At 67.8% G+C, this 21,545-nt stretch carries 19 protein-coding genes; 7 read left to right on the top strand and 12 right to left on the bottom strand.

Translation table 11 applies throughout. The features are described 5' to 3' along the window. Positions 1 to 64: 64 nt before the first annotated feature. The gene (locus ISP14_RS01455; RefSeq protein ID WP_404535495.1) at positions 65 to 2,227 is read left to right on the top strand and encodes a TIM-barrel domain-containing protein; all 2,163 of its coding nucleotides are present in this window, start codon (positions 65 to 67) and stop codon (positions 2,225 to 2,227) included. 22 nt (positions 2,228 to 2,249) lie between these two features. Here the strand turns inward: ISP14_RS01455 and ISP14_RS01450 are convergent, their stop codons facing one another. From ISP14_RS01450 to ISP14_RS01440, 3 genes are all read right to left on the bottom strand, one after another. Next, positions 2,250 to 3,005, bottom strand: coding sequence for an enoyl-CoA hydratase/isomerase family protein (locus ISP14_RS01450; RefSeq protein WP_404535492.1), 756 nt, complete (start codon positions 3,003 to 3,005; stop codon positions 2,250 to 2,252). 14 nt (positions 3,006 to 3,019) lie between these two features. Beyond that, positions 3,020 to 4,495: a DUF4139 domain-containing protein gene (locus ISP14_RS01445; protein WP_404535489.1), complete on the bottom strand. Its 1,476-nt coding sequence runs from the start codon at positions 4,493 to 4,495 to the stop codon at positions 3,020 to 3,022. A 95-nt stretch (positions 4,496 to 4,590) separates the two neighbouring features. Next, complete coding sequence (locus ISP14_RS01440) at positions 4,591 to 5,367, bottom strand: IclR family transcriptional regulator (protein WP_404535486.1); 777 nt, start codon at positions 5,365 to 5,367, stop codon at positions 4,591 to 4,593. 149 nt (positions 5,368 to 5,516) lie between these two features. Here ISP14_RS01440 and fucP point away from each other — a divergent pair, with 149 nt between their 5' ends. Then, a complete protein-coding gene (fucP, locus tag ISP14_RS01435; RefSeq protein WP_404535483.1) occupies positions 5,517 to 6,824 on the top strand; it encodes an L-fucose:H+ symporter permease in 1,308 nt (435 codons plus the stop codon). Beyond that, on the top strand, positions 6,824 to 7,207 hold the full coding sequence (locus ISP14_RS01430; protein ID WP_404535480.1) for an L-rhamnose mutarotase: 384 nt from the start codon (positions 6,824 to 6,826) through the stop codon (positions 7,205 to 7,207). The genes fucP and ISP14_RS01430 overlap by 1 nt, the downstream gene beginning before the upstream one ends. Positions 7,208 to 7,228: 21 nt before the next feature. Here the strand turns inward: ISP14_RS01430 and ISP14_RS01425 are convergent, their stop codons facing one another. From ISP14_RS01425 to ISP14_RS01400, 6 genes are read right to left on the bottom strand one after another with little or no spacing between them, the layout of a single operon-like run. Next, the gene (locus tag ISP14_RS01425) at positions 7,229 to 8,668 is read right to left on the bottom strand and encodes an alpha-L-fucosidase (protein WP_404535477.1); all 1,440 of its coding nucleotides are present in this window, start codon (positions 8,666 to 8,668) and stop codon (positions 7,229 to 7,231) included. After that, complete coding sequence (locus tag ISP14_RS01420; RefSeq protein ID WP_404535474.1) at positions 8,656 to 9,984, bottom strand: enolase C-terminal domain-like protein; 1,329 nt, start codon at positions 9,982 to 9,984, stop codon at positions 8,656 to 8,658. Before ISP14_RS01420 ends, ISP14_RS01425 begins: the two co-directional genes overlap by 13 nt. Continuing rightward, entirely contained in the window at positions 9,981 to 10,841 is an 861-nt protein-coding gene (locus ISP14_RS01415; RefSeq protein ID WP_404535471.1) for a fumarylacetoacetate hydrolase family protein, read from the bottom strand. The genes ISP14_RS01420 and ISP14_RS01415 overlap by 4 nt, the downstream gene beginning before the upstream one ends. A gap of 15 nt (positions 10,842 to 10,856) precedes the next feature. Then, positions 10,857 to 11,603 carry an SDR family oxidoreductase gene (locus ISP14_RS01410; RefSeq protein ID WP_404535468.1) on the bottom strand — a complete coding sequence of 249 codons (747 nt, stop codon included), beginning with the start codon at positions 11,601 to 11,603 and terminating at the stop codon, positions 10,857 to 10,859. A 28-nt stretch (positions 11,604 to 11,631) separates the two neighbouring features. Then, positions 11,632 to 12,507, bottom strand: a complete 876-nt coding sequence (locus tag ISP14_RS01405) for an amidohydrolase family protein (RefSeq protein WP_404535465.1) — start codon at positions 12,505 to 12,507, stop codon at positions 11,632 to 11,634. Continuing rightward, complete coding sequence (locus ISP14_RS01400; protein ID WP_404535462.1) at positions 12,498 to 13,544, bottom strand: aldo/keto reductase; 1,047 nt, start codon at positions 13,542 to 13,544, stop codon at positions 12,498 to 12,500. Before ISP14_RS01400 ends, ISP14_RS01405 begins: the two co-directional genes overlap by 10 nt. 275 nt (positions 13,545 to 13,819) lie before the next feature. Here ISP14_RS01400 and ISP14_RS01395 point away from each other — a divergent pair, with 275 nt between their 5' ends. Then, positions 13,820 to 16,066, top strand: a complete 2,247-nt coding sequence (locus tag ISP14_RS01395; protein ID WP_404535459.1) for a glycoside hydrolase family 20 protein — start codon at positions 13,820 to 13,822, stop codon at positions 16,064 to 16,066. A 94-nt stretch (positions 16,067 to 16,160) separates the two neighbouring features. After that, the gene (locus ISP14_RS01390) at positions 16,161 to 16,649 is read left to right on the top strand and encodes a GNAT family N-acetyltransferase (protein WP_404535456.1); all 489 of its coding nucleotides are present in this window, start codon (positions 16,161 to 16,163) and stop codon (positions 16,647 to 16,649) included. Between the two features lie 7 nt (positions 16,650 to 16,656). Here the strand turns inward: ISP14_RS01390 and ISP14_RS01385 are convergent, their stop codons facing one another. From ISP14_RS01385 to uvrA, 3 genes are read right to left on the bottom strand one after another with little or no spacing between them, the layout of a single operon-like run. Next, positions 16,657 to 17,292, bottom strand: coding sequence for a helix-turn-helix transcriptional regulator (locus tag ISP14_RS01385; RefSeq protein ID WP_404535453.1), 636 nt, complete (start codon positions 17,290 to 17,292; stop codon positions 16,657 to 16,659). Positions 17,293 to 17,305: 13 nt separating this feature from the next. After that, positions 17,306 to 17,803 carry an acyl-CoA thioesterase gene (locus tag ISP14_RS01380; protein ID WP_404535451.1) on the bottom strand — a complete coding sequence of 166 codons (498 nt, stop codon included), beginning with the start codon at positions 17,801 to 17,803 and terminating at the stop codon, positions 17,306 to 17,308. Continuing rightward, entirely contained in the window at positions 17,800 to 20,733 is a 2,934-nt protein-coding gene (gene uvrA, locus ISP14_RS01375; protein WP_404535449.1) for an excinuclease ABC subunit UvrA, read from the bottom strand. Before uvrA ends, ISP14_RS01380 begins: the two co-directional genes overlap by 4 nt. A 200-nt stretch (positions 20,734 to 20,933) precedes the next feature. Here uvrA and rplU point away from each other — a divergent pair, with 200 nt between their 5' ends. Together rplU and rpmA are read left to right on the top strand one after the other, a co-directional pair. Then, positions 20,934 to 21,248, top strand: coding sequence for a 50S ribosomal protein L21 (gene rplU, locus ISP14_RS01370; protein WP_404535447.1), 315 nt, complete (start codon positions 20,934 to 20,936; stop codon positions 21,246 to 21,248). Positions 21,249 to 21,268: 20 nt separating this feature from the next. Then, complete coding sequence (rpmA, locus tag ISP14_RS01365; protein WP_404535444.1) at positions 21,269 to 21,526, top strand: 50S ribosomal protein L27; 258 nt, start codon at positions 21,269 to 21,271, stop codon at positions 21,524 to 21,526. Positions 21,527 to 21,545: the final 19 nt, after the last annotated feature.

Genomic DNA, 21,545 nt, shown 5'->3' with positions numbered 1-21,545 from the left:
CTGTGCGGGGATCGTGAACAGGCTCTAAGCTGGCCGGCGTCCCCACGGAATCGAGAGGCGCCGCATGTCGAGACTGCTGCCGAAGACCGCCTTCGCGCTGGGCTTGTTCGCCGGCGCCACGCTGGCCACGACAGCACCCGTTCCGCCTGCCGCAACGACGCAGGTCACGGCCGAACGGATCGGTGACGGTATCGCCGCCTTCTTGCCGCCGGGCGTGACGGCCTATCCGCATTCGTTGGCGCTGCTGCGCACGCCGGAGGCCGAAGGTGCAGTGCCCGCGGACTGGCCGATCCGCCCGCGCTTCGATCGCCACGACGGCAAGACCCGCGTCACCGTGACGGTGCCGCAGGGCGCCGACCTGTACGGCACCGGTGAGGTCACCGGTCCGCTGCGCCGCAATGGCGAAAGCATCACGCTGTGGAACACCGACAACTTCGAGTACGCCAAGGACGATGGCAAGCGGCTCTACCAGTCGCATCCGTGGGTGCTGGGCGTGCGGCCGGACGGCAGCGCGTTCGGCGTGCTGTTCGATTCCACCTGGCGCGCCACGCTGGCCACTGGCAGCGACATCGTGTTCGAGTCTAGCGGGCCTGCGATGCCGGTGATCGTGATCGACCGCGCCTCGCCACAAGCCGTGCTCAAAGGGCTGGCGGAACTCACCGGCACGATGCCGCTGCCGCCGCGTTGGGCGTTGGGCTACCAGCAGTCGCGCTGGTCGTACACGCCCGATACGCGCGTGCTGCAGATCGCCGACGAATTCCGCAAACGCCGCATCCCGGCCGACGTGATCTGGATGGACATCGACTACATGGACGGCTTCCGGGTGTTCAGCTTCGACCCGAAGACCTTCCCCGACCCGAAGCGGCTCAACCGCGAATTGCACGCGCGCGGTTTCCATAGCGTGTGGATGATCGATCCGGGCGTGAAGATCGATCCCGGCTACAAGGTGTATGACAGCGGTACCGCGCAGGATGTGTGGGTGAAGGATGCGCAGGATCACGACTACCGCGGCACGGTGTGGCCGGGTGCGGTGGTCTTTCCCGATTTCACACGGCCGCAGACGCAGCAGTGGTGGTCGGACCTGTACATGGACTTCATGGCGCAGGGCGCGGATGGCGTGTGGAACGACATGAACGAGCCCTCGGTGTTCAACGTCGATGGCCAGACCATGCCGGATGACAACCGCCACCGCGGCGGCGGCGAACTGGTGCCGGGGCCGCACCTGGAATACCACAACGTGTACGGCATGCTGATGGTGCATGCCACGCGCGAAGGCATCCAGGCGGCGAACCCGGACAAGCGGCCGTTCGTGCTGACGCGCTCCAACTTCCTCGGCGGCCAGCGCTACGCGGCCACCTGGACCGGCGACAACGCCTCGACCTGGGACGACCTCAAGCTGTCGATCCCGATGTCGATCAACCTCGGCCTGTCCGGCCAGCCGTTCAGCGGTCCGGACATCGGTGGTTTCAGCGGCGTGGCCACGCCCGGGTTGTGGGCGAACTGGATCGCGGTGGGTGCGTTCTATCCGTTCTCACGCGGGCACACCATCAAGGCGCCGCAGCAGAAGGAGCCGTGGGCGTTCGGGCCGGCAGTGGAACAGACGGCACGCATCGCCATTGAGCGCCGCTACCGGTTGTTGCCTTATCTCTACACGCTATTCCGGCAGAGCTCGGTGCACGGCGTGCCGGTGATGCGGCCGGTGTTCTTCGCCGATCCGCGCGATCCGCAGTTGCGTGCCGAGCAGCAGGCCTTTCTGCTCGGCGACGACTTGCTGGTGGTGCCGGCGTTCGCGCAGCATCCGGCCTTGCCGCAAGGCATCTGGCGCACCGTATCGCTGGTCGACGGCGATCGCGCCGACCCGCTGCAGGCGACCTTGAAAGTGCGCGGCGGCGCGATCGTGCCGCTGGGGCGGATCGTGCAGGACAGCAACGAGAACTCGTTCCAGCCGTTGACCCTGCTGGTCAGCCTGGACGCGCGCGGCCAGGCGCAGGGGACGCTGTATGAGGATGCGGGCGACGGCTACGGCTATCGCCATGGCGAATACCGCCTCACCAGCTACCGCGCAGAACGGCAGGGCGACACGGTGAAGGTGAGCATCGCCGGTCGCGAGGGCCGCTGGCCGGCTGCCGCGCGGCCGCTGGTGGTGCAACTGATCACCGATGCGGGCGTGATCGCCGCGCGTGGCAAGGATGGCAAGGTCACGCTGCAGCTGCCGCGCGCGCACTGAGGCGCGCGGCAGGCACGCGGCGTCAGCCCTTCTTACCCAGCCTTGCCACCAGGGCCTGTAGCGTGGCCTGCGCCTGCGGGTGGTAGAAGCCCTCGACGAAGTCGGCGATCGGCAGTGCATTCACATCGGCCCATACGTCGATCAGGTCGGCGCGGGCGATGCGGCGCGTGGCGAGCAGGGAGTGCGGGGGGCGCGCCAGCAATTCGTCCAGCCAGACGCAAGCCCGGGTGACCACCTGGTCGATGCCGGTGGTCTCGTCGACGAAGCCGCAGGCCAGCGCTTCCTGCGCGTCGATCATCGCGCCGGCGACCAGCAGGCGTTCGGCGCGGTACGCACCTACCACGCGGCGCAGCGCGAGCTGGATGCAGTCGGGCACGATGAGGCCGACCTGCACCTCGTTCAAGCCGATCTTGTACGGCCCCTGCGCCATCACGCGGTAGTCGCACATCAGTGCCAGCACTGCGCCACCGGCGGGGCTGTGGCCGGTGATCGCGGCGACCACCGGTACCGGTGAGCAAACCAGTGCGGAGGCAGTGACGAAAAATTCGTGCCAGAAGGCGTACACGCTGTCGCGATCCGCCCGCAGCAGGGCGGGCACGTCCACGCCGGCGGAGAACATGCCGGGTACGCCGGACAACACGATGCCGCGCGCGCCGCCGTCGATGGCGCCGGCCAGCGCCGAGCGCAGCGTCTGCAACAGCTCCAGGTTGAGCGCGTTGACCGGCGGGCGCACCAGCTGGATCTCGGCGATGGCGTCGTGCTGGATGACTTCGAGCATGGGATGGTCCTCGATTACGGTTGCGGATGCTGGTCCGCGGTCCAGCTGTAGTGCACGGCATAGTCCAGCACGGTCTTGCCGTTGGCTGGCACGTTCACGCGGAACTCCAGCGTGTCGGTGGTCTGCTTGCTGGGCTTCTGGCTGGACGAGGCCAGCTGCCACTCGCGCCAGCGGTTGGGATGTTCGCGCACGGTGACGGTGCGTGTGCTGTCGCCGGCGTTCGTGAGCGTGATGCGGAAGGCTTCGTCCAGCGTGCGACCGGTCTGATCCGCGTGGAAGGCGGTGCGCTCGCGTTCGGCGCGCAGATCGAACGCGCTGCCCAGGGTGATGGTGGCGTCGCCGCCCTTGGGCGTGTCCTCGATGCGGCCTTCGCCGATGAACTGCGGCGTGCCGTGGCTGTCCTGCGCGAGCACACGCAGGTAGCCCGCGGGCAGGCTGTCGAAGGCGGTGAGCTTGAGCGTGCTGACGATGTTGCCGGTGCCCGATCCGCCGTTGAAGTCGCGGCCCACCATGGGCTGCGGCGGCATCCAGGTGCCGCCGTTTTCGTCGAGGTTGATGCGTTCGCAGCTCACGTCGCGCGTGGCGTACAGCGGCACCTGGCTGACGCTGCCGTCGGGCAGGTTCACCGGCGCGGGCAGGGTGTAACTGCGGTAGTTGTCCATCTGCGCCTGCTGCGGCATCGGCGCGGCGGCGAAATTGTTGGCCTTCGCCATCATCATCACCGGACGCGGGCCGGAGGCCTTGGCGAAGTTCGGCTCACCGGCGATCAAGGTGAGCTTGGCGTCGTGCCAGTCGCGGCCGCTGCGGTTGGCGATGCTGGCGCGCGATTCGAACCGCATGCGGCAGCCATCGCCGGGCTGCAGCGTGGCGACATAGGCAGCGCGCCAGCCGAGGCCTGCAGTGGGGTAGCTGAGCGCCGCCTCGGTGTCGCCGCCGCGGGCCGCGTCGATGCGCAGGCGCAGGCTGGAGCCGGTAGGGAAGTCGCCGCTGCTGACGCGCACGCCGGCGTACTGGCGGATCCAGCTGGTGCCGGTGGCGCTGCCGATCATCAAGCCGTCGTCGGCCGCTCGCAGCAAGGTGCCGGTGGCGAGCGTCTGGCCGCTGTCGCCCAGTACGCTGACTTCGCGGCCGATCAGTCCGGTCAGCGCGGCGCTGGTGCCCTGGCCCAGCAGCAGGCGCTGCGAGACCACTTTCGCATTGCCGCCGGGGAAGCCCAGCGCCAGTGCTTCGGCATCGAGATGGTCGGGCAGGTTGCCCAGGGTAACGTCCTGCAGGCCGGGCTTGAGCGTGAGCGCGCGTTGCTCGCGAATCACGGCGTAGCCATCGTCGACATTGCCGTCGCCGCTGCTCGCGTACAGCGCGGCGCTGTCGCTGCGGTACAGCGTGATGTCGGCGCCGCTCGCGGCGGGCGTCGCCGCGCCGGCGGGTGCGGCGAGGGCGATTCCGGCGACGCAGGCCAGCGCGAGGGCGGACAGGGCGGGCTGGTTCATGGGGGAGCTCCTGAGGGGGACAGGGTTGCGGCGGAGATCATGCACTGTCCGCGCACCAGGTTGGCGGACTCCGTCTGCCGGCGTCCCGCATCCGTTCATCGTCGTTGCGTAGCGGTACCGTAATGCAAGACGTCGGATATCTCGGCCGTGGCCTTGCACAACGCCTCGACGGTGCGCTGCCGCGTCTGCGCCGAGGCGCGCTGCTCGATGAAAGGCACGGTGAGCGCGCACACGGCGCGGCCATGCTGGAGCACGGGCGCCGAGATATCGGTGACTGCATCCACCACGTGGCTGCGTGCGCAGGCATGGCCCTGGCTGCGCACCTGGGCCAGTTGGCGGATCAGCTTCTTGCGGTCGAGATCGGACTCCTGGCTGGCGATGATGTCCAGCCAGTGCTCGCGCACCTGTTCGTCCTGGAAGGCCAGCAGCACGTGGCCGGAGGTGGACTGGGACATCGGGCGACGGTGGCCGATGCGCACCACCAGGGCGATCTCGCCCGGCGGGTCGGCCCGGGCGATCACCACGATCTGGTCGCGCGACGGCACCACCAGGTGGCAGGCCTGTTCGGTGGTTTCGGCGAGCCGGTGCATCACCGGCAGGGCCGCCTCGATGGCGCTCTTCACCGGTGGCTGCTCCATCGCCAGGCGGAACAGCCGCGGCGTGATGCAGTAGCCGCCGTCGCCTTCGGCGCGAGCCAGGTAGTCGCGCTCTTCCAGCACCTGCAGCATGCGGAAGATCTCGCCGCGCGAGCGGCCCACGCCTTCGGAGATTTCCACGATGCTGAGCGGCTTGTGCGCGCTGGCCAGCAGCTCGAGGATGTCCAGGCCCTTGTCTAGCGCCGGGGCGCGGTATTTGGGAGCGGGTTTCGTCATGATCCAGCTAGCTTGCCGCATGCCGGGGCAGTCGTCATGTGTGAGGGTATGTTGCAGCGCGTCTTTGCGCTGGTGAATAACTGTTTCATATTTGCACTGCCGTGTCCGGCATGCGCGAGCTGCAACGGGAGATCGGGGTGGATGCACGAATGACGACGGAATATCCGGCCACGCCGGCCAACGCTGCACCGCAAGGCATCCAGCGCTGGCTGCCACTGTTCCTGATCGTGGGCTTGTTCTTCCTGTGGGGCGCCGCGAACAATCTCAACGACGTGCTGATCGCACAATTCAAGATGGCCTTCGTGCTGGACGATTTCCAGGCCGGGCTGGTGCAGAGTGCGTTCTACCTCGGCTATTTTCTGGTGGCGATGCCTGCGGCGATGTTCATGCGCCGCTACGGCTATAAAGAGGCGGTGGTGGTGGGCCTGGTGCTGTATGGCGCGGGTGCATTGCTGTTCTGGCCGGCGGCGGAGCTGCGCACCTACGGCATGTTCCTGTTCGCGCTGTTCGTGATCGCCACCGGACTGGCTTTCCTGGAAACCTCGGCGAACCCGCTGATGACCGTGCTGGGACCGCGCGAAGGGGCGGCGCGCCGGCTCAACTTCGCACAGGCGTTCAACCCGCTGGGCTCGATCGCCGGTGTATTGATCGGCAAGCATTACATCCTGGCGGGCGTAGAGCACACGCCTCAGCAACTGGCCGCGATGAGCGCCGCCGAACGCGCCGCCTACTACACGGCGGCGACGCATGCGGTGCAGTGGCCCTACCTCTGCATCGGCCTGGTGGTGCTGGCCTGGGCCGTGCTGGTGCTGGTGATGCGCTTCCCCGCGGTGGCCGCGCCACATGTGCTGACCACGCGCGCCACCGGGCACGACGGCGCGCTGGCGCGTTTGCTGCGCGACCGCGGTTTCACCAGTGCGATGGCGGCGCAGTTCTTCTACGTGGGCGCGCAAGTCGGCGTGTGGAGCTACACCATCCGCTACGTGCAGGCGACGATGCCCGGTACCTCGGCGCACACGGCGGCGAACTTCATCCTCGCGGCCCTGGGATGTTTCATGGCCGGCCGTTTCGTAGGCACGGCGCTGATGAACTACCTGGCGCCGGTGCGCCTGCTGTTGGCGTTCGCCGCGATCAACGTGGTGCTGACCCTGTACGCGCTGCTGTATCCGGGCATGGGCGGCGCCTGCGCGCTGGTCGCCTGCAGCTTCTTCATGTCGGTGATGTACCCGACCATCTTCGCGCTGGGCGTGGAGGGCATGGACGACGACGAACGCAAGCTCGGCTCGGCGCTGCTGGTGATGACCATCATCGGCGGCGCGGTGTTGACCGCGGCGATGGGCGCGGTGTCCGACCGGGCCGGCATCGCGCGCGCGCTGAGCGTGCCGGCGCTGAGCTTCGTCGTGGTGATGTGGTTCGCCTGGCGGCGTTTGCCGCGTGGCGGAAAGGCGGGTGCCTGATGCCGCGTCGCTACTACGCCCTGGATTTGCGCGACGACGCGGCGGCCATCGCCGAGTACGAGGGCTGGCACCGGCCCGGCGTGGTCTGGCCGGAAATCGTCGCCTCGATCCGCGCCGCCGGCATCGAGGACATGGAGATCTTCCGCACCGGCAACCGGCTGGTGATGGCGGTGCAGGTGCCCGACGGCTACGACGCCGCGGGGAAGCAGGCTGCGGACGCCGCCGACCCACGGGTGCAGGCGTGGGAGCAGCTGATGGACCGCTACCAGCAGCGCCTGCCCTGGGCGAGGCCGGGCGAGAAATGGGTGCCGATGCGCGCGATCTTCTCGCTCACGGAAGCGCTGGCCGCTTGCGATGCGGTGGATCCGGACGCGGGTCAGTAGCGATCTGGCGCCGCGGAGGGGTCATTCCTTGGTCGTGACGACCAGCACGGTGTCGTTCGGATCGAGCGGCCTGGCCGGTAACTGCACCTCGAGTCGGGTGCCATGCTGGGTGAACTTGAGCGGGGTGTGCTTCGGATCGGCCAGCAGGTAGGCGCCGGTGGCGTGGACGTTGGCGTCGGCGACGTGGAACGAAGTGCCGGGCCATTCGAACAGATGGACGTAGACCTTGCCGGGACGGCGGGTGGCGCGCCAATCCCAGGTGGGCACCCACACGGGCTTGCCGTCGGCATCCTTCTGCGTGGCCGAGTAGCTACCGTGCGGGTCGGCGAACGGCGTGGGAGCAGTGCCGTAGATCGATTCGCCGTTGACCTTGAGCCACTGGCCGATGGCTTGCAGGCGTTCGGCCTCGGCCGCCGGGATCACGCCGTGCGCGTCAGGTCCGACGTTGAGCAGGTAGTTGCCACCCTTGCTGGCGATGTCGACCAGGTTGTGCAGCAGCACCGAGGTGGACTTGAAACCGGTGTCGGCAGACTTGTAGCCCCAGGTGTCGTTGATCGTCATGCAGGTCTCCCAGTCCTTGCCGGGAAAGCCCTGCGGCGGGATGCGCTGCTCGGGCGTCTCGGTGTCGCCCGGATAGCCGCCGCCCAGCCGGTTGTTCCAGATCAGCTGCGGGTACTGGTTGAGCAGCTTCACGATCTCGGAAGCCAGTTGCGGCGTCATCTCGCTGGTGGGGGTGTCGAACCACAGCACCGCGGGGTGGTACTTCGTCAGCAGTTCCTTGATCTGCGGGATCGCCTTGGTGTGCAGGTAGGTGGCGAAGTCGCCGTCCTGTGCCTTGTCCCAGTGGCCGCCGATCGCGGCGGCGCCCGGAGCGGTCCAGTCCTGATCCTGCGAGTAGTAGACACCAAACTTGATGCCTTGCCGCTTGGCCTCGTCGGCCAGTTCGCGCAGCGGGTCGCGCTTGAACGGCGTGGCGTCGACGATGTTGAAGGCGTTCGCCTTCGAGTCGTACATCGCGAAGCCGTCGTGGTGCTTGGCGGTGATCACGATGTACTTCATGCCCGCAGCCTTGGCCAGCGACACCCAGGTGTGGGCGTTGAACCGGGTCGGGTCGAACTGCGCGGGCAGCTGCTTGTATTCGGCCACCGGGATGCGCGCGTCGTGCATGATCCATTCGCCCGCGCCGTCTACCGGGTTGCCGTGCCACACGCCCGCCGGCACCGAGTACACGCCCCAGTGGATGAACATGCCGTAGCGTGCCGCGCGCCACCAGGCCATGCGTGCGTCGCGCTGCGCCGGTGTCTCGGTGTCCTGGATTGCCGTGACCGGATGCGTGCCGGTGTTCGCCGGCGCTGCGGCGTGCGCCATGGCGCAGGCCGAGGCAAGCGCGATGGCGAGGGCGGATTTCACGAGGCGGTACGGCAGGTTCATCACGCTGCTCCAGTTGATCAGGATTGCCACACCACGCCATGCGGGAAGGCGTAGTCGCGCAGCGAGGCTTCCTTCATCTCCGCGGAAAAGCCCGGTGCCGAAGGCGCGATGTAACGACCTTCGCGGATCACCACCGGATCGATGAAGTGCTCGTGCAGGTGGTCGACGAATTCGATGGCGCGGTCTTCCTTCTGGCCGGTGATCGCGACGAAGTCGGCCATCGCCAGGTGTTGCACCAGTTCGCACAGGCCCACGCCGCCGGCGTGCGGGAACACGCGCACGCCGAACTTGGCCGCCAGCAGCAGGATCGCCAGGTTCTCGTTGACGCCGCCCACACGGGCTGCATCGATCTGCACCAGGTCCACCGCTCCAGCCTGGAACAGCTGCTTGAACATCACCCGGTTGTGGGTGTGCTCGCCAGTGGAAACCGGCATCGGCGCGACCGCGCGGCGGATCGCCGCGTGGCCGAGAATGTCGTCGGGGCTGGTCGGCTCCTCGATCCAGGCAATGTCGAATGCGATGAGCTGCTTCAGCCACGCGATGGCATCGGGCACGTCCCAGCGCTGGTTGGCGTCGATGGCGATGGCAATGTCCGGGCCGACCGTCTCGCGCGCGAGGCGGCAGCGCCGCACGTCGTCCGCCGCGTTGAGGCCTACCTTGAGCTTGATCGTGCGGAAGCCGTCGGCGACCGCTTCGTGGGCCAGCCGCTGCATCTTTTCGTCGCTGTAGCCCAGCCAGCCCGGCGAGGTGGTGTAGGCAGGGTAGCCTTCGGCCAGCAACTGTTCGATGCGCTGCTGCCGGTGCGGCACGGCAGCGCGCAGGATAGCCAGCGCCTCGTCGCGCGTGAGTGCGTCGCTGAGGTAGCGGAAGTCGATGGCGGCGACGATTTCCTCCGGCGACAGCTCGGCGATGTAGCGCCACAACGGCTTGCCGGCGAGGCGTGCAGCGAGATCCCACGCGGCGTTGATCACCGCGCCGATCGCCATGTGCATCACGCCCTTCTCGGGGCCGAGCCAGCGCAGTTGCGAATCGCCGACGAGGCGTTGGGCGAAGCCGCCGAGGTCGCTGACGATGGCGTCGACGGAGAGGCCGGCGACATGCTCGGCCAGCGCAGCCAGCGCGGCGGTCTGCACGTCGTTGCCGCGGCCGATGGTGAACACGAAGCCGTAGCCGCACAGGCCCGGATGATCGGTGCGCAGCATCACGCAGGCGGCCGAATAGTCCGGGTCGGGATTCATTGCATCCGAGCCGTCCAGTTCGCGCGAGGTGGGAAAGCGCACGTCGAGCGTGTCCAGCGCGACGACGCGCGCAGCACGAGCATCAGAAGCGGGGGTCGCATGGTTCATGCCGACACCGCGTCGTCGTAGGCGATCGTGCGCTGGCGCTGCCGGCCCAGGCCGTCGATGCCCAGCTCCATCACGTCGCCGGGGCGCAGATATACCGGCGGCTTCTGGCCCAGGCCCACGCCGGGCGGCGTGCCGGTGCTGATGATGTCGCCGGGCTGCAGGCTCATGTAGCGGCTGATGTAGCTCACCAGTTCGGCCACGCCGAAGATCATGTTGCGGGTGTTGCTCTGCTGGTAGCGGTGGCCATTCACCTCCAGCCACAGCGCGAGGTCCTGCGGGTCGGCCACTTCGTCGGCAGTGAGCAGCCAAGGCCCGATCGGGCCGAAGGTGTCGCAGCCCTTGCCTTTCGTCCACTGGCCGCCGTGTTCGAGCTGGAACGCGCGCTCGGAGAGGTCGTTCACCACCAGGTAGCCGGCGACGTGCTTGAGCGCGTCCTTGGCGCTTACATGGCGCGCGGTGTCGCCGATCACCACGCCGAGTTCCACTTCCCAGTCGGTCTTGACCGAATCCTTGGGGATGATCACGTCATCATTCGGCCCCATGATGGCGCTGGTGGCCTTCATGAACAGGATGGGCTGCTCAGGTATCGCCGCACCGGTCTCCGCGGCGTGGTCGCTGTAGTTCAGGCCCACGCAGATCATCTTGCCGGTATGCGCCACCGGCGCGCCGTAGCGTGGCGTACCGGCGACTTCCGGCAACGAGGCCTGGTCGATCACCGCGAGCCGCGCGCGGCCGGCACGGACCAGCGCGCCGGCATCGATATCGCCGACATGGGCGGAGAGGTCGCGCAGCTTGCCCTGCGCGTCGATCAGGCCGGGCCGCTCCTGGCCGGGTGCGCCGTAACGGACGAGTTTCATGGAAGTGTCCCGTGCTCAGTTGGACCAGCCGCCATCCACGACGTGGGTGGTGCCGGTAGTAAAGGAGGATTCGTCGGAGGCGAGATACAGCGCGAGTGCGGCGATTTCTTCCGGCGTGCCGAGGCGGCCCATCGGCTGGCGGTCGGTGAAGCTCTTCCACACCGCCTGCTCGTCGCCGCCCAGCGCACGCACGCGATCGGCCAACGAAGGTGTTTTCACCGTGCCGGGGCAGATCGCGTTGCAACGCACGCCGCGCGCCACGTAGTCGGCGGCGATCGAGCGGGTGAGGCCGATCACCGCGGCCTTGGTGGTGCCGTAGGCGAAGCGGTTGGGCACGCCCTTGATGCTGGACGCCACCGAGGACATGTTGATGATGCTGCCGCGGCCGTGCTCCAGCATCGCCGGCAGCACCGCGCGGCACAGCCAGAACATGCCGTCCACGTTGATGCGGAACGAGCGCTGCCAGGCGTCGTCGTCGGTGTCGAGGATGGTGCCTGCGTGCACGTAGCCGGCGCAGTTGAACAGCACGTCGAACGGCGCGTTGGCCTCGATCAGCGCACGGATGGCGGCGTTGCTGGTGACGTCCAGCGTCTGCGTGCGGATGGCCGGTTGTTCCTGTGCGAGGCTGGCCAGCGCCGCGGCGTCGATGTCGGTGGCCAGCACCTCCGCGCCTTCGCGCGCGAAAGCGAGGGCGGTGGCGCGGCCGATACCGGCGCCGGCCGCGGTAACGAGGGCGTGCTTGCCTTGCAGCCGGGCGCTCATGGGCGTGCTCCGTGGACGGTGAGGTGGTTCATGCGGGGGCTCCTGCAGAAGCGGGGAAATCGGGTGCGCGTCGCGGCCGGTAGAACGCCAGCGCGTTGCGGCTGAAGATGCGCTCCAGCGCGTGGGGGGCGTGCCGTTGCGCGAACGCGCGGGCCAGTTCCAGCCAGTGCGCATAGCTGTCGCGCAGCGTGAGTACCGGCCAATCGCTGCCCCAGATCAGGCGCCCGGGGCCGAAGCTCGCAAACAGATGCTCGACATACGGATCGAGCGCGTTGGTCGGCGCGCCGGGCGCAAGCTCGGTCAGCAGGCCGGAGAACTTGCAGCAGAGCTTGGGCAGCTCGGCCAGCTCGCGGATCGGCTGGGCCCAGGCGTCGAAGTGGCCATGCGCGATGTCCGGCTTGCCGGCATGGTCGAGCACCACGCGCAGCTCGCGTTCGCGTCGCAGCCGGCGCTGCAACGCCGGCAGCTGCGGCGGACGCACCAGGGCATCGAAGGCGAGATCGTGCGCTTGCAGGCTATCGAAGGCCGCGTCGAGTTCCGGGCGTGCCAGCCAGTCGGGATCGGGGTGGTCCTGCGCCATCGGTCGCAGGCCGAGCAACAGGCCGTCGCCGTCGCGCGCCAACGTGTGGATGCGCGCAGCCACGTCCGGCGCCTCGAAATCCACCCAGCCGACCACGCCGAGGATGCTGCGGTCGGTGCGGGCCAGCTCGAACAGGTAGCGCGTTTCCGCTTCGCTCGCCGCCGCCTGCACCAGCACGCTGCCGGCCACGCCGGCGGCGCTGCGCTGCGCTTGCAGGTCGATGGGCAGGTAGTCGCGTTGCAGCGAAACAGGCGCGTCATGCAGCCAGATGTAGTCGCCGCGATCCACGCACCAATAGTGCTGGTGGGCGTCGATCAGCTGCATGGCGTACTCGCGCTGGCGTCGAGCAGGCCGGCCTGGCGCAGTCCGTCCCATAGCGCGGGCGGCAGGGGGGCGTGCATGCGTTGCACGGCGCTGTCGACTTCCACGGGCGAACGCAGGCCGCACACCACGGTGGCGACGGCGGGATGGGCCAGTGGGAACTGCAGCGCGGCGGCGCCGACCGTGACGTCAAAACGCCCGCAAAGCTCGTAGTAGCGCTGGGCGCGCGCACGCGTCGCGGCATCGGCCGGGGCGTAGTTGTAGGTGGCGCCGGGTGCGTCGTCGGCGCCCAGCAGGCCGGAGTTGTACGGGCCGGCGGCCATCACGGCGACGTTGCGCCGCACGGCTTCCGCCATCAGCTGCGCGCTGTCGCCCTGCTCGAACAAGGTGTAGCGGCCGGCCAGCATGACGACGTCCAGCGCGAACGCCGGCATCACCTGCAGGCACACCTCTTGTTCGTTGACACCCAGGCCGATGGCGCCGCAGACGCCCTGGCTGCGCAACTCGGCCATGGTCGGCAGCGCTTCGTCCAGCGCCTGGCGCAGGACGGCTGGATGCTGCGCGCCGTGGGTCAGCGCGCCGATGTCGTGCAACAGCAGGATCTCGATGTGGTCGGTGCCGAGCCGGCGCAGGCTGGATTCCACCGAGCGCAGGATGCCGTCGCGGCTGTAGTCGAACACGGCCTGCCGTCCCTGCACCGCGAAGCCGTCGTCGGGCGCCGGCTGGCTGTCGTCGGCGTCCAGCAGCAGGCGGCCGACCTTGGTCGACAAGCTGTAGTCGGCGCGTGGAATACCCGCCAGCGCCGTGCCGAGGCGGGTCTCGCTGAGGCCGTAGCCGTAGTAAGGCGCCGTATCGAAATGGCTGACGCCGAGTTGCCAGGCGTGTTGCACCGTGTCGATGGCGTCGGCGTCCGTCACGCCGGCATATAGATTGCCGATCGGCGCGCCGCCAAAGGAGAGCCGCGGCAGCCGGCGGGTCGCCTCGCGTCCCGGCGTCCCCGTGGAGTGGGGCTGTGCGGCGTCTGCGCTGGCATGCGTCATGTCTTCATCCTGCGCTGCGTGGTGTCGCCGGGCGCGTTGCCTGCCCGGCCGGGCGGCGTGATCGAGGCTGCGCCTTAGTGCGCAGCCTTGTACATCGGAGCTTGCACGTTAGTGTGCACATATGAAACGATGATTTACAAGTGAGTATGTGTGCCGACGCCACGGACTCCAGGCATCGGCAAACCACCGGGGTAATCCCCGGTTCCCGGCTGCCGCCATGCGCCGGATATGCGCCATGGCCGCCGGCTCCGTCCGACCGACGAGGGGATGCATTGATGTCGAAGATCCTTGCGCGATACCTGCTGGGCCTGTCCACACTTCTTCCGGCGCTGGGCATGGCGGCCGGTGTCTCGATTGTTCCAGAGCCGCAGCACCTGCAACTGGAGCAAGGCAGCTACCGGCTGGACGCTCGCACCCGCGTGGATGCACCGAAGGACGCCCGCAGCCGCGAGATCGCCGCCTTCCTGCGCGAGGCGATCCGCGCGCAGACCGGGATCGCGGTGCGCGAAGGCGCCGCCGCGCACGGCATCGTGCTGAAGCTCGATCCTGCCGTACAGGGCGACGAGGCCTACCGGCTCGCGGTGACGCCGGAGCGGGTCACCATCAGCGCGTCCACCGGCAAGGGCTTGTTCTGGGGCGTGCAGACGCTGCGCCAGCTGCTGCCGCTCGGGAAGGCCGCGCGCGTGGAGATTCCCGCCGTGCATATCGAGGACGTGCCGGCCTACGCCTGGCGCGGCGTGATGCTGGATGTCAGCCGGCATTTCTATCCGGTGAGTTTCGTCGAAAAGCAGCTCGACCTGCTCAGCTATTACAAGATCAACACCTTCCACTGGCATCTCACCGACGACCAGGGCTGGCGCATCGAGATCAAGCGCTATCCGAAACTCACCAGCGTCGGTGCATGGCGCACCGAGTCGGATGGCACGCGCTACGGCGGTTTCTACACCCAGACGCAGATCCGCGAAGTGGTGAACTACGCGCGCCAGCGCAACATCACCGTGATCCCCGAGATCGAGATGCCGGGCCATAGCGTGGCCGCGATCGCGGCCTACCCCGAGCTGTCGTGCGACAAGAAGCAGGTGGCGGTGACCACGGCCTGGGGCGTGCACAAGAACATCGACTGCGTGGGTGACGAAGGCACCTTCACCTTCATCGAGAACGTGCTGGACGAAGTACTGCCGCTGTTCCCGTCGCAGTACGTGCACATCGGCGGCGACGAGGTGCCGAAGGATCGCTGGCACGACTGCGCTTCCTGCCAGGCGCTGATGCACAAGCAGGGCCTGAAGGACGAAGAGGGCTTGCAGAGTTACTTCATCAAGCGCATCCAGCATTGGCTGGAAGGCAAGGGCAAAACCCTGGTCGGCTGGGACGAGATCCTCGAGGGCGGTGCCGACACGCAGGCGGTCATCGAAGCCTGGCGCGGCGCGGACGAACAGGCCAAGGCGCTGGCGAACGGCAATCGCGTGGTGGTCGCCGGGCCGTTCTACATCGACCATGCGCTGGATTCGCTGACGGTGAAGGACGTGTTCCATACCGACATTGCCAACGACAGCGGTGCAAGCGACGCGAAGACGGATGCCGCGGTGTTCGCGGCGCATCGCCCGCAATTGCTGGGTGCCGAAGCGCCGCTGTGGAGCGAGCGTGCGAACCCGTACAACGCCGAATCCAAGCTGTATCCGCGCGTGCTGGCCTTTGCAGACAACTTGTGGCGCGGCAACGCACACGACGATGCGGCCTGGGCGGATTTCCAGCAACGCCTGCAGGCACAGTATCCGCGGCTGGATGCATGGCAGGTAGCGTATGGCCCCGAGGATCGTGCGGTGGTCCAGTACGCGCTGACCGCCGACGCGCAAGGTAATTGGCAGCTGCGCGCGCTGCGCGGCTTCGACGACCTGGCGAACCATTACACCCTGGACGGCAGCACGCCCACCGCCAGCTCGCCGCCGTTCACCGGCTCGGTGGCGCTGCATCATGCCGGCACGCTCAAGGTAGTGCCGTTCCGCAAGGGGCTGCGCTACGACAATCCGACGGTCTTCACCTTGGTGGACAACCTTGCCACCGGCAAGCCGTTGACCCTGACCCAGCCGGTGTCGCCGAAGTACGCGCCCGCCACCGCCTTGACGGATGGCGTGCTGGGCGGCGACGACTTCCACAACGGGCAATGGTCGGGTTGGAACGACGCCGATGTGGACGCCGCCATCGACCTGCAGAAGCCCACGGCGATCCATGCGATTACGATGGATTTCCTGCAGGACTCCGGCTCGCGCATCCTGCCGCCGCGCACTGTGAGCTTCGAGGTTTCCGACGACGGGAAGCACTGGAACACGATCGATACCGAGCAGCCGAAGGCTGACGTGATGGACTCGACCGCACATCAGTTCCACGTGACGTTCAAGGCGGGCAAGCCGTTGGGCGCACGCTACGTCCGCGTTGTGGCGAATCGCTACACCGCGGTGCCGGCCGGCTTCCCGGACGGCGCCACGAACACCTGGTTGTTCGTGGACGAGATCCTGGTGAAGTAGGACGGGCCGCGCGTGTAGCGAGGTCAGGATCATCCAAGCATGCGCCGATCGTCTCCGGCAGACTGACAGGATCAGGCTGCGGAGGCGATCGGGCATGTCGGCTGCATCGGGAATCAGTATTGCGTCGGCGCGCTTTCCCGCGGACGGCGACGTGGTGCGCGAGCTGTTCGCGGAATATGCGGACAGCCTCGGCATCGATCTTTCCTTTCAGGGCTTCGCGGCGGAGCTGGCGCAACTGCCTGGCAAGTACGCGCCGCCGCAGGGCGACATCCTGATTGCCCGCGATGCCACGGGTACGGTGTTGGGTTGCGTGGGATTGCGGCCGACGGCGATGGCGGGCACGGCCGAGATGAAGCGTCTGTACCTGCGCCCTGCCGCGCGCGGACAGGCGCTGGGGCGTGGGCTGGCGGAGGCGGCCATCGCACGCGCCCGCGAGGCGGGTCATGCGCGCATGGTGCTGGACACGCTGGCCGCCATGGATGCCGCAAGGCACCTGTACGCGGCACTGGGCTTCCGCCCGGTGCCGCCGTATTACGACAACCCGCTGCCGGGCACCTTGTACATGGCGCTGGAACTGAGCTGAGGCAGCTTCACGCGGCAGCGGCCCAACCGCTGCGGAAGGCGGCCGGAGTCATGCCATAGGTGCGGACGAACTCGCGATTGAGGTGTGCCTGGTCATAGAAGCCGGCTGCCAGGGCGGCCTCCGCCACGGGCGTCTGCCGGCGCAGCAGCGCTTTCGCCCGGTGCAGGGCGAGCAGCACGTGGAAGTTGTGCAGGCTGCTGCCGGTCTCGCGGCGGAAGGCGCGAGACAGATAGCCTTCGGACACCGCGCAGCTTCGCGCGACGGCGGCGACATCGGTGCGCAGCGAGGGGCGCTGCGCCAGCAGTGCGGCGGCCTGGGCGGCCATCGAGGCGGTTCTGCGCGCCGTCGTGTGGGATGCCGCCGCGAAGCGCGAGACGAAGGCCCAGCCCTGTCGATCCACTGGTTCGAAGCGATGGACGACGCCAGCCGGTACTACCAGCGTGTCGCCGGCGGCGACTTCGCGGCAACCATCGGGCAACCGCAGCCGGGCGCGACCGGCGAGCACACGAACGATCTCGTCGCCGGCGTGGAAGTGCAGGCGAAAGCGCCAGGCATGGCGCTCTCCCGCGATGCTCTCTACCGGCTCGTCCGCGTCGCGGCTGACCGCGAATGCGGTGCGGACAAGAGCAGGGAGGTCGCGCATGGCAGCTGCCGGCCTAGCCGGCTGAGGCGCGGATCGCGTCCGGCAGCGGCACCGGTTTGCCAGTGGCGGGGTCCATCCACACCATCACCACATGGCCGTCGCAGTAGAGGATGCCGGCATCGGCAGCGTCCACCAGGCGGTGGGCGATGGTCATGGAGCTGCTGCCGACGCGCTCGCAGTACAACTGCACGTGCAAGTGCGCGGGCCACTCGATCGGGCGACGGTAGTTGAGCTGCACGGCGGCCATCACCGGCATGCTGTGCTCGTCGAACCACGGGCCGGGCACGTGCTTCAGCCACTGCAGCCGCGCCTCCTCGAGGAAGGTGAGGTAGTTCGAATTGTTGACGTGGTTGAAGGCATCGAGGTCGCGCCAGCGCACGGCAATGTCGGCCGTGAACAGCGCGAGCGGTGCGGCCTGCGCCGCGTCGGGAGCTGCTGGCGCCGCGGCGGCGGGTTCGGCTTTCTTGCCGCGGCGCGCTGGCTTGGGCAATGCGTTGTCGGTCTTGCTCATGAGCTCTTCTTCTTTTTTCCGCGCATCGGCTTGTGTTTGTCGGCCGAAGCGATGTGCTTGAGGGTGGTCTTGTCGCGCTTGGCGGCGGCTTTGGCGGGGCGCGCCGGCTTCAGGTGCGGCGCGAGGAAATGACCGGTGTGCGAGCCGGGCGTGGCAGCCACGGTCTCCGGCGTGCCGGCGACCAGGATGCGGCCGCCGCCGCTGCCGCCCTCGGGACCGAGGTCGACGATCCAGTCGGCGGTCTTGATCACGTCGAGATTGTGCTCGATCACCACCACGGTGTTGCCCTGGTCGACCAACTGGTGCAGCACGTCGAGCAATTGCTCGATGTCGTGGAAGTGCAGGCCGGTGGTGGGCTCGTCGAGGATGTACAGCGTGTTGCCGGTGTCGCGCTTGCTGAGCTCCTTGGAGAGCTTCACGCGCTGTGCCTCGCCGCCGGACAGCGTGGTCGCGCTCTGGCCGAGCTTGATGTAGTCCAGGCCTACCGCGCGCAGCGTGTCCAGCTTGCGCGCGATGGTGGGCACGTTCTCGAACAGCTTGAGCGCATCCTCCACCGTTATGCCGAGCACGTCGGCAATCGTGTGGCCCTTGTAGTGGATCTCCAGCGTCTCGCGGTTGTAGCGCTTGCCATGGCAGACGTCGCAGGGCACGTAGACGTCGGGCAGAAAGTGCATCTCCACCTTCAGCATGCCATCGCCTTCGCAAGCCTCGCAGCGGCCACCGCGCACGTTGAAGCTGAAGCGGCCCGGCTCGTAGCCGCGCGCGCGCGCCTCGGGCACCTGGGCGAACAGCTCGCGCAGCGGGGTGAACAGGCCGGTATAGGTCGCGGGATTGGAGCGCGGCGTGCGGCCGATCGGCGACTGGTCGATGTCCACCACCTTGTCGAACAGCTGCAAGCCTTCCGACGATTTGTACGGCGCAGGTTGCGCGCTGGCACCGTTGAGTTCGGCGGCGGCAAGGCGGAACAAGGTGTCGTTGACCAGGGTTGATTTGCCCGAGCCGGAGACGCCGGTGACGCAGGTGAACAGGCCGGCCGGAATCGCCAGATCCACGTTCTTCAGGTTGTTGCCGTTGGCGCCGTGCAGGCGCAGCCAGTACGCGTCGTCGTTGGGTTGGCGACGCTGCTTCGGCACCTCGATGGCGCGTTCGCCGGACAGGAACTGGCCGGTGACGGAGCGCTTGGAGGCAAGGATGTCCTTCACCGAGCCCTGGGCCACTATCTCGCCGCCGTGCACGCCGGCGCCGGGGCCGATGTCGAGCACATGGTCAGCCATGCGGATGGCGTCCTCGTCGTGCTCGACCACGATCACCGTGTTGCCGAGGTCGCGCAGGCGGGTGAGCGTGCCGAGCAGGCGTTCGTTGTCGCGCTGGTGCAGGCCGATGGACGGCTCGTCCAATACGTACATCACGCCAACCAGGCCGGCGCCGATCTGCGATGCGAGGCGGATGCGCTGCGCTTCGCCGCCGGACAGCGTGTCGGCCTGGCGATCGAGCGTGAGGTAGTTGAGGCCCACGTCGTTGAGGAAGCTGAGCCGCTCGCGGATCTCCTTCACGATCTTCGCCGCGATCTCGCCGCGCCAGCCGGTGAGGGTCAGGTCCGCGAAGAACGCCAGCGCGTCGTCGATGGAACGGTTGGTGAGCACCGGCAACGCGTGGTCGGCCACGAACACGTTGCGCGCCGAGCGGTTCAGGCGCTGGCCTTCGCATTCGGGGCAGGGATGGTCGCTGATGTACTTCGCCAGCTCCTCGCGCACCGCGGTGGATTCGGTTTCCTTGTAGCGCCGTTCCAGGTTGGGGAGGATGCCTTCGAAGGCATGCTCGCGGGTCACCCGGCCGCCGCGTTCGGTGAGGTAGCGGAAGGCGATCTTCTCCTTGCCGCTGCCGTACAGGATCGCCTGCTGGGTGGCCTTGGGCAGGTTGCTCCAGACGGCATCCACGTCGAAACCGTAGTGCGCGGCCAGCGACTGCAGCATCTGGAAGTAGTGCGGATTGCGCCGGTCCCAGCCGCGGATCGCGCCGCCGGATAGCGGTAGCTCCGGGTGGCCCACCACGCGCGCGGGGTCGAACACCTGGGTCACGCCGAGGCCGTCGCAGGACGGGCAGGCGCCGACCGGCGAGTTGAACGAGAACAGGCGCGGCTCCAGTTCCGGCAGCGAGTAGTCGCACACCGGACAGGAATAACGCGAGGAGAACAGCTGCTCCTTCGCGGAGGCATCGTCCATGTCCGCCAGGATCACCAGGCCGTCGCCCAGCCGCAGCGCGGTCTCGAAGGATTCGGCGAGGCGCTGCTTGATGTCGTCGCGCGGGCGGAAGCGGTCGATCACCGCTTCGATGGTGTGCTTGATGCGCAGGCCCAGCGGCGGCACCGCGTCGAGGTCGTACACCGAGCCGTCCACGCGGGCGCGCACGAAGCCTTGCGCGCGTAGCTGCTCGAACACCTGCACGTGCTCGCCCTTGCGCTCGCGCACCACCGGGGCCAGCAGCATGTAGCGCTTCTCGGGATCCAGCGCGAGGGTGGCGTCCACCATCTGGCTCACCGTCTGTGCCTCCAGCGGGATGCCGTGGTCGGGGCAGCGCGGCGTGCCTACGCGGGCGTACAGCAGGCGCAGGTAGTCGTAGACCTCGGTGATCGTGCCCACGGTGGAGCGCGGGTTGTGCGAGGTGGACTTCTGCTCGATCGAGATCGCCGGAGACAGGCCCTCGATATGGTCGACGTCGGGCTTCTCCATCATGGAGAGGAACTGGCGGGCATAGGCCGACAGCGACTCCACGTAGCGCCGCTGGCCCTCCGCGTAGATGGTGTCGAAGGCCAGCGAGGATTTGCCCGAGCCGGACAGGCCGGTGATCACGATCAGCCTGTCTCGCGGCAGGTCGAGGTCGATGTTCTTGAGGTTGTGCGTGCGTGCGCCGCGGATGCGGATGGTGTCCATGCGTGGGGTCGCAAGGGGAAAAGTGAACTATACCAAACTAGGCAGGTTAGTTATTGCCTGATGGAGCCGGGCGTCCCGCCACGTGTTTCCGGGTGGTCACGATTTGACCAGCGCCGCCGCGGCTGGCTATAATCCGCGGTTCGTCCGGCCCGAAAGGCCGTGACGGAACCCAAGAGAATAACGACAGAAGGGATAATCCCATGAGTTACGCAGTCATCAAGACCGGTGGCAAGCAGTATCGCGTGCAGCAGGGCGACGTCCTGCGCGTGGAGCTGCTTGACGCCGAAGAAGGCGCCGCCGTGAAGTTCGACCAGGTGCTGCTGGTCGGCGAAGGCGAGTCGATCACCGTCGGCGCGCCCGTCGTGGCCGGCGCCACCGTGTCCGCCACCGTGCGCAAGCACGGCCGTGCCGACAAGGTGCGCATCGTCAAGTTCCGCCGCCGCAAGCACTACAAGCGCCAGCAGGGCCACCGCCAGCACTTCACTGAAGTCGAGATCACGGGCATCAACGCCTGATACAGCCGGAGTAAACAGTCATGGCACATAAAAAAGGCGTAGGTTCGTCCCGCAACGGTCGCGACTCCAACCCGAAGTACCTGGGCGTGAAGGTGTACGGTGGCCAGGCCATCGAGGCCGGCAACATCATCGTGCGTCAGCGCGGCACCCAGTTCCATGCCGGCACCGGCGTGGGCCTCGGCCGCGACCACACCTTGTTCGCCCTGGTGGACGGCAAGGTGGAGTTCAAGGTCCGTGGCGAGAACAACCGCCGTTTCGTCAGCGTCGTGAAGGCCTGATCCTTTCCGAAGCTGCTGC

It is taken from the genome of Dyella agri (assembly GCF_044904705.1).
In the GTDB taxonomy this organism is placed as follows: Bacteria; Pseudomonadota; Gammaproteobacteria; order Xanthomonadales; family Rhodanobacteraceae; genus Rhodanobacter_A; species Rhodanobacter_A agri.
The sequence above is the reverse complement of the archived record's forward strand: the minus strand, read 5'-3'. Positions and strand labels throughout refer to the sequence as shown.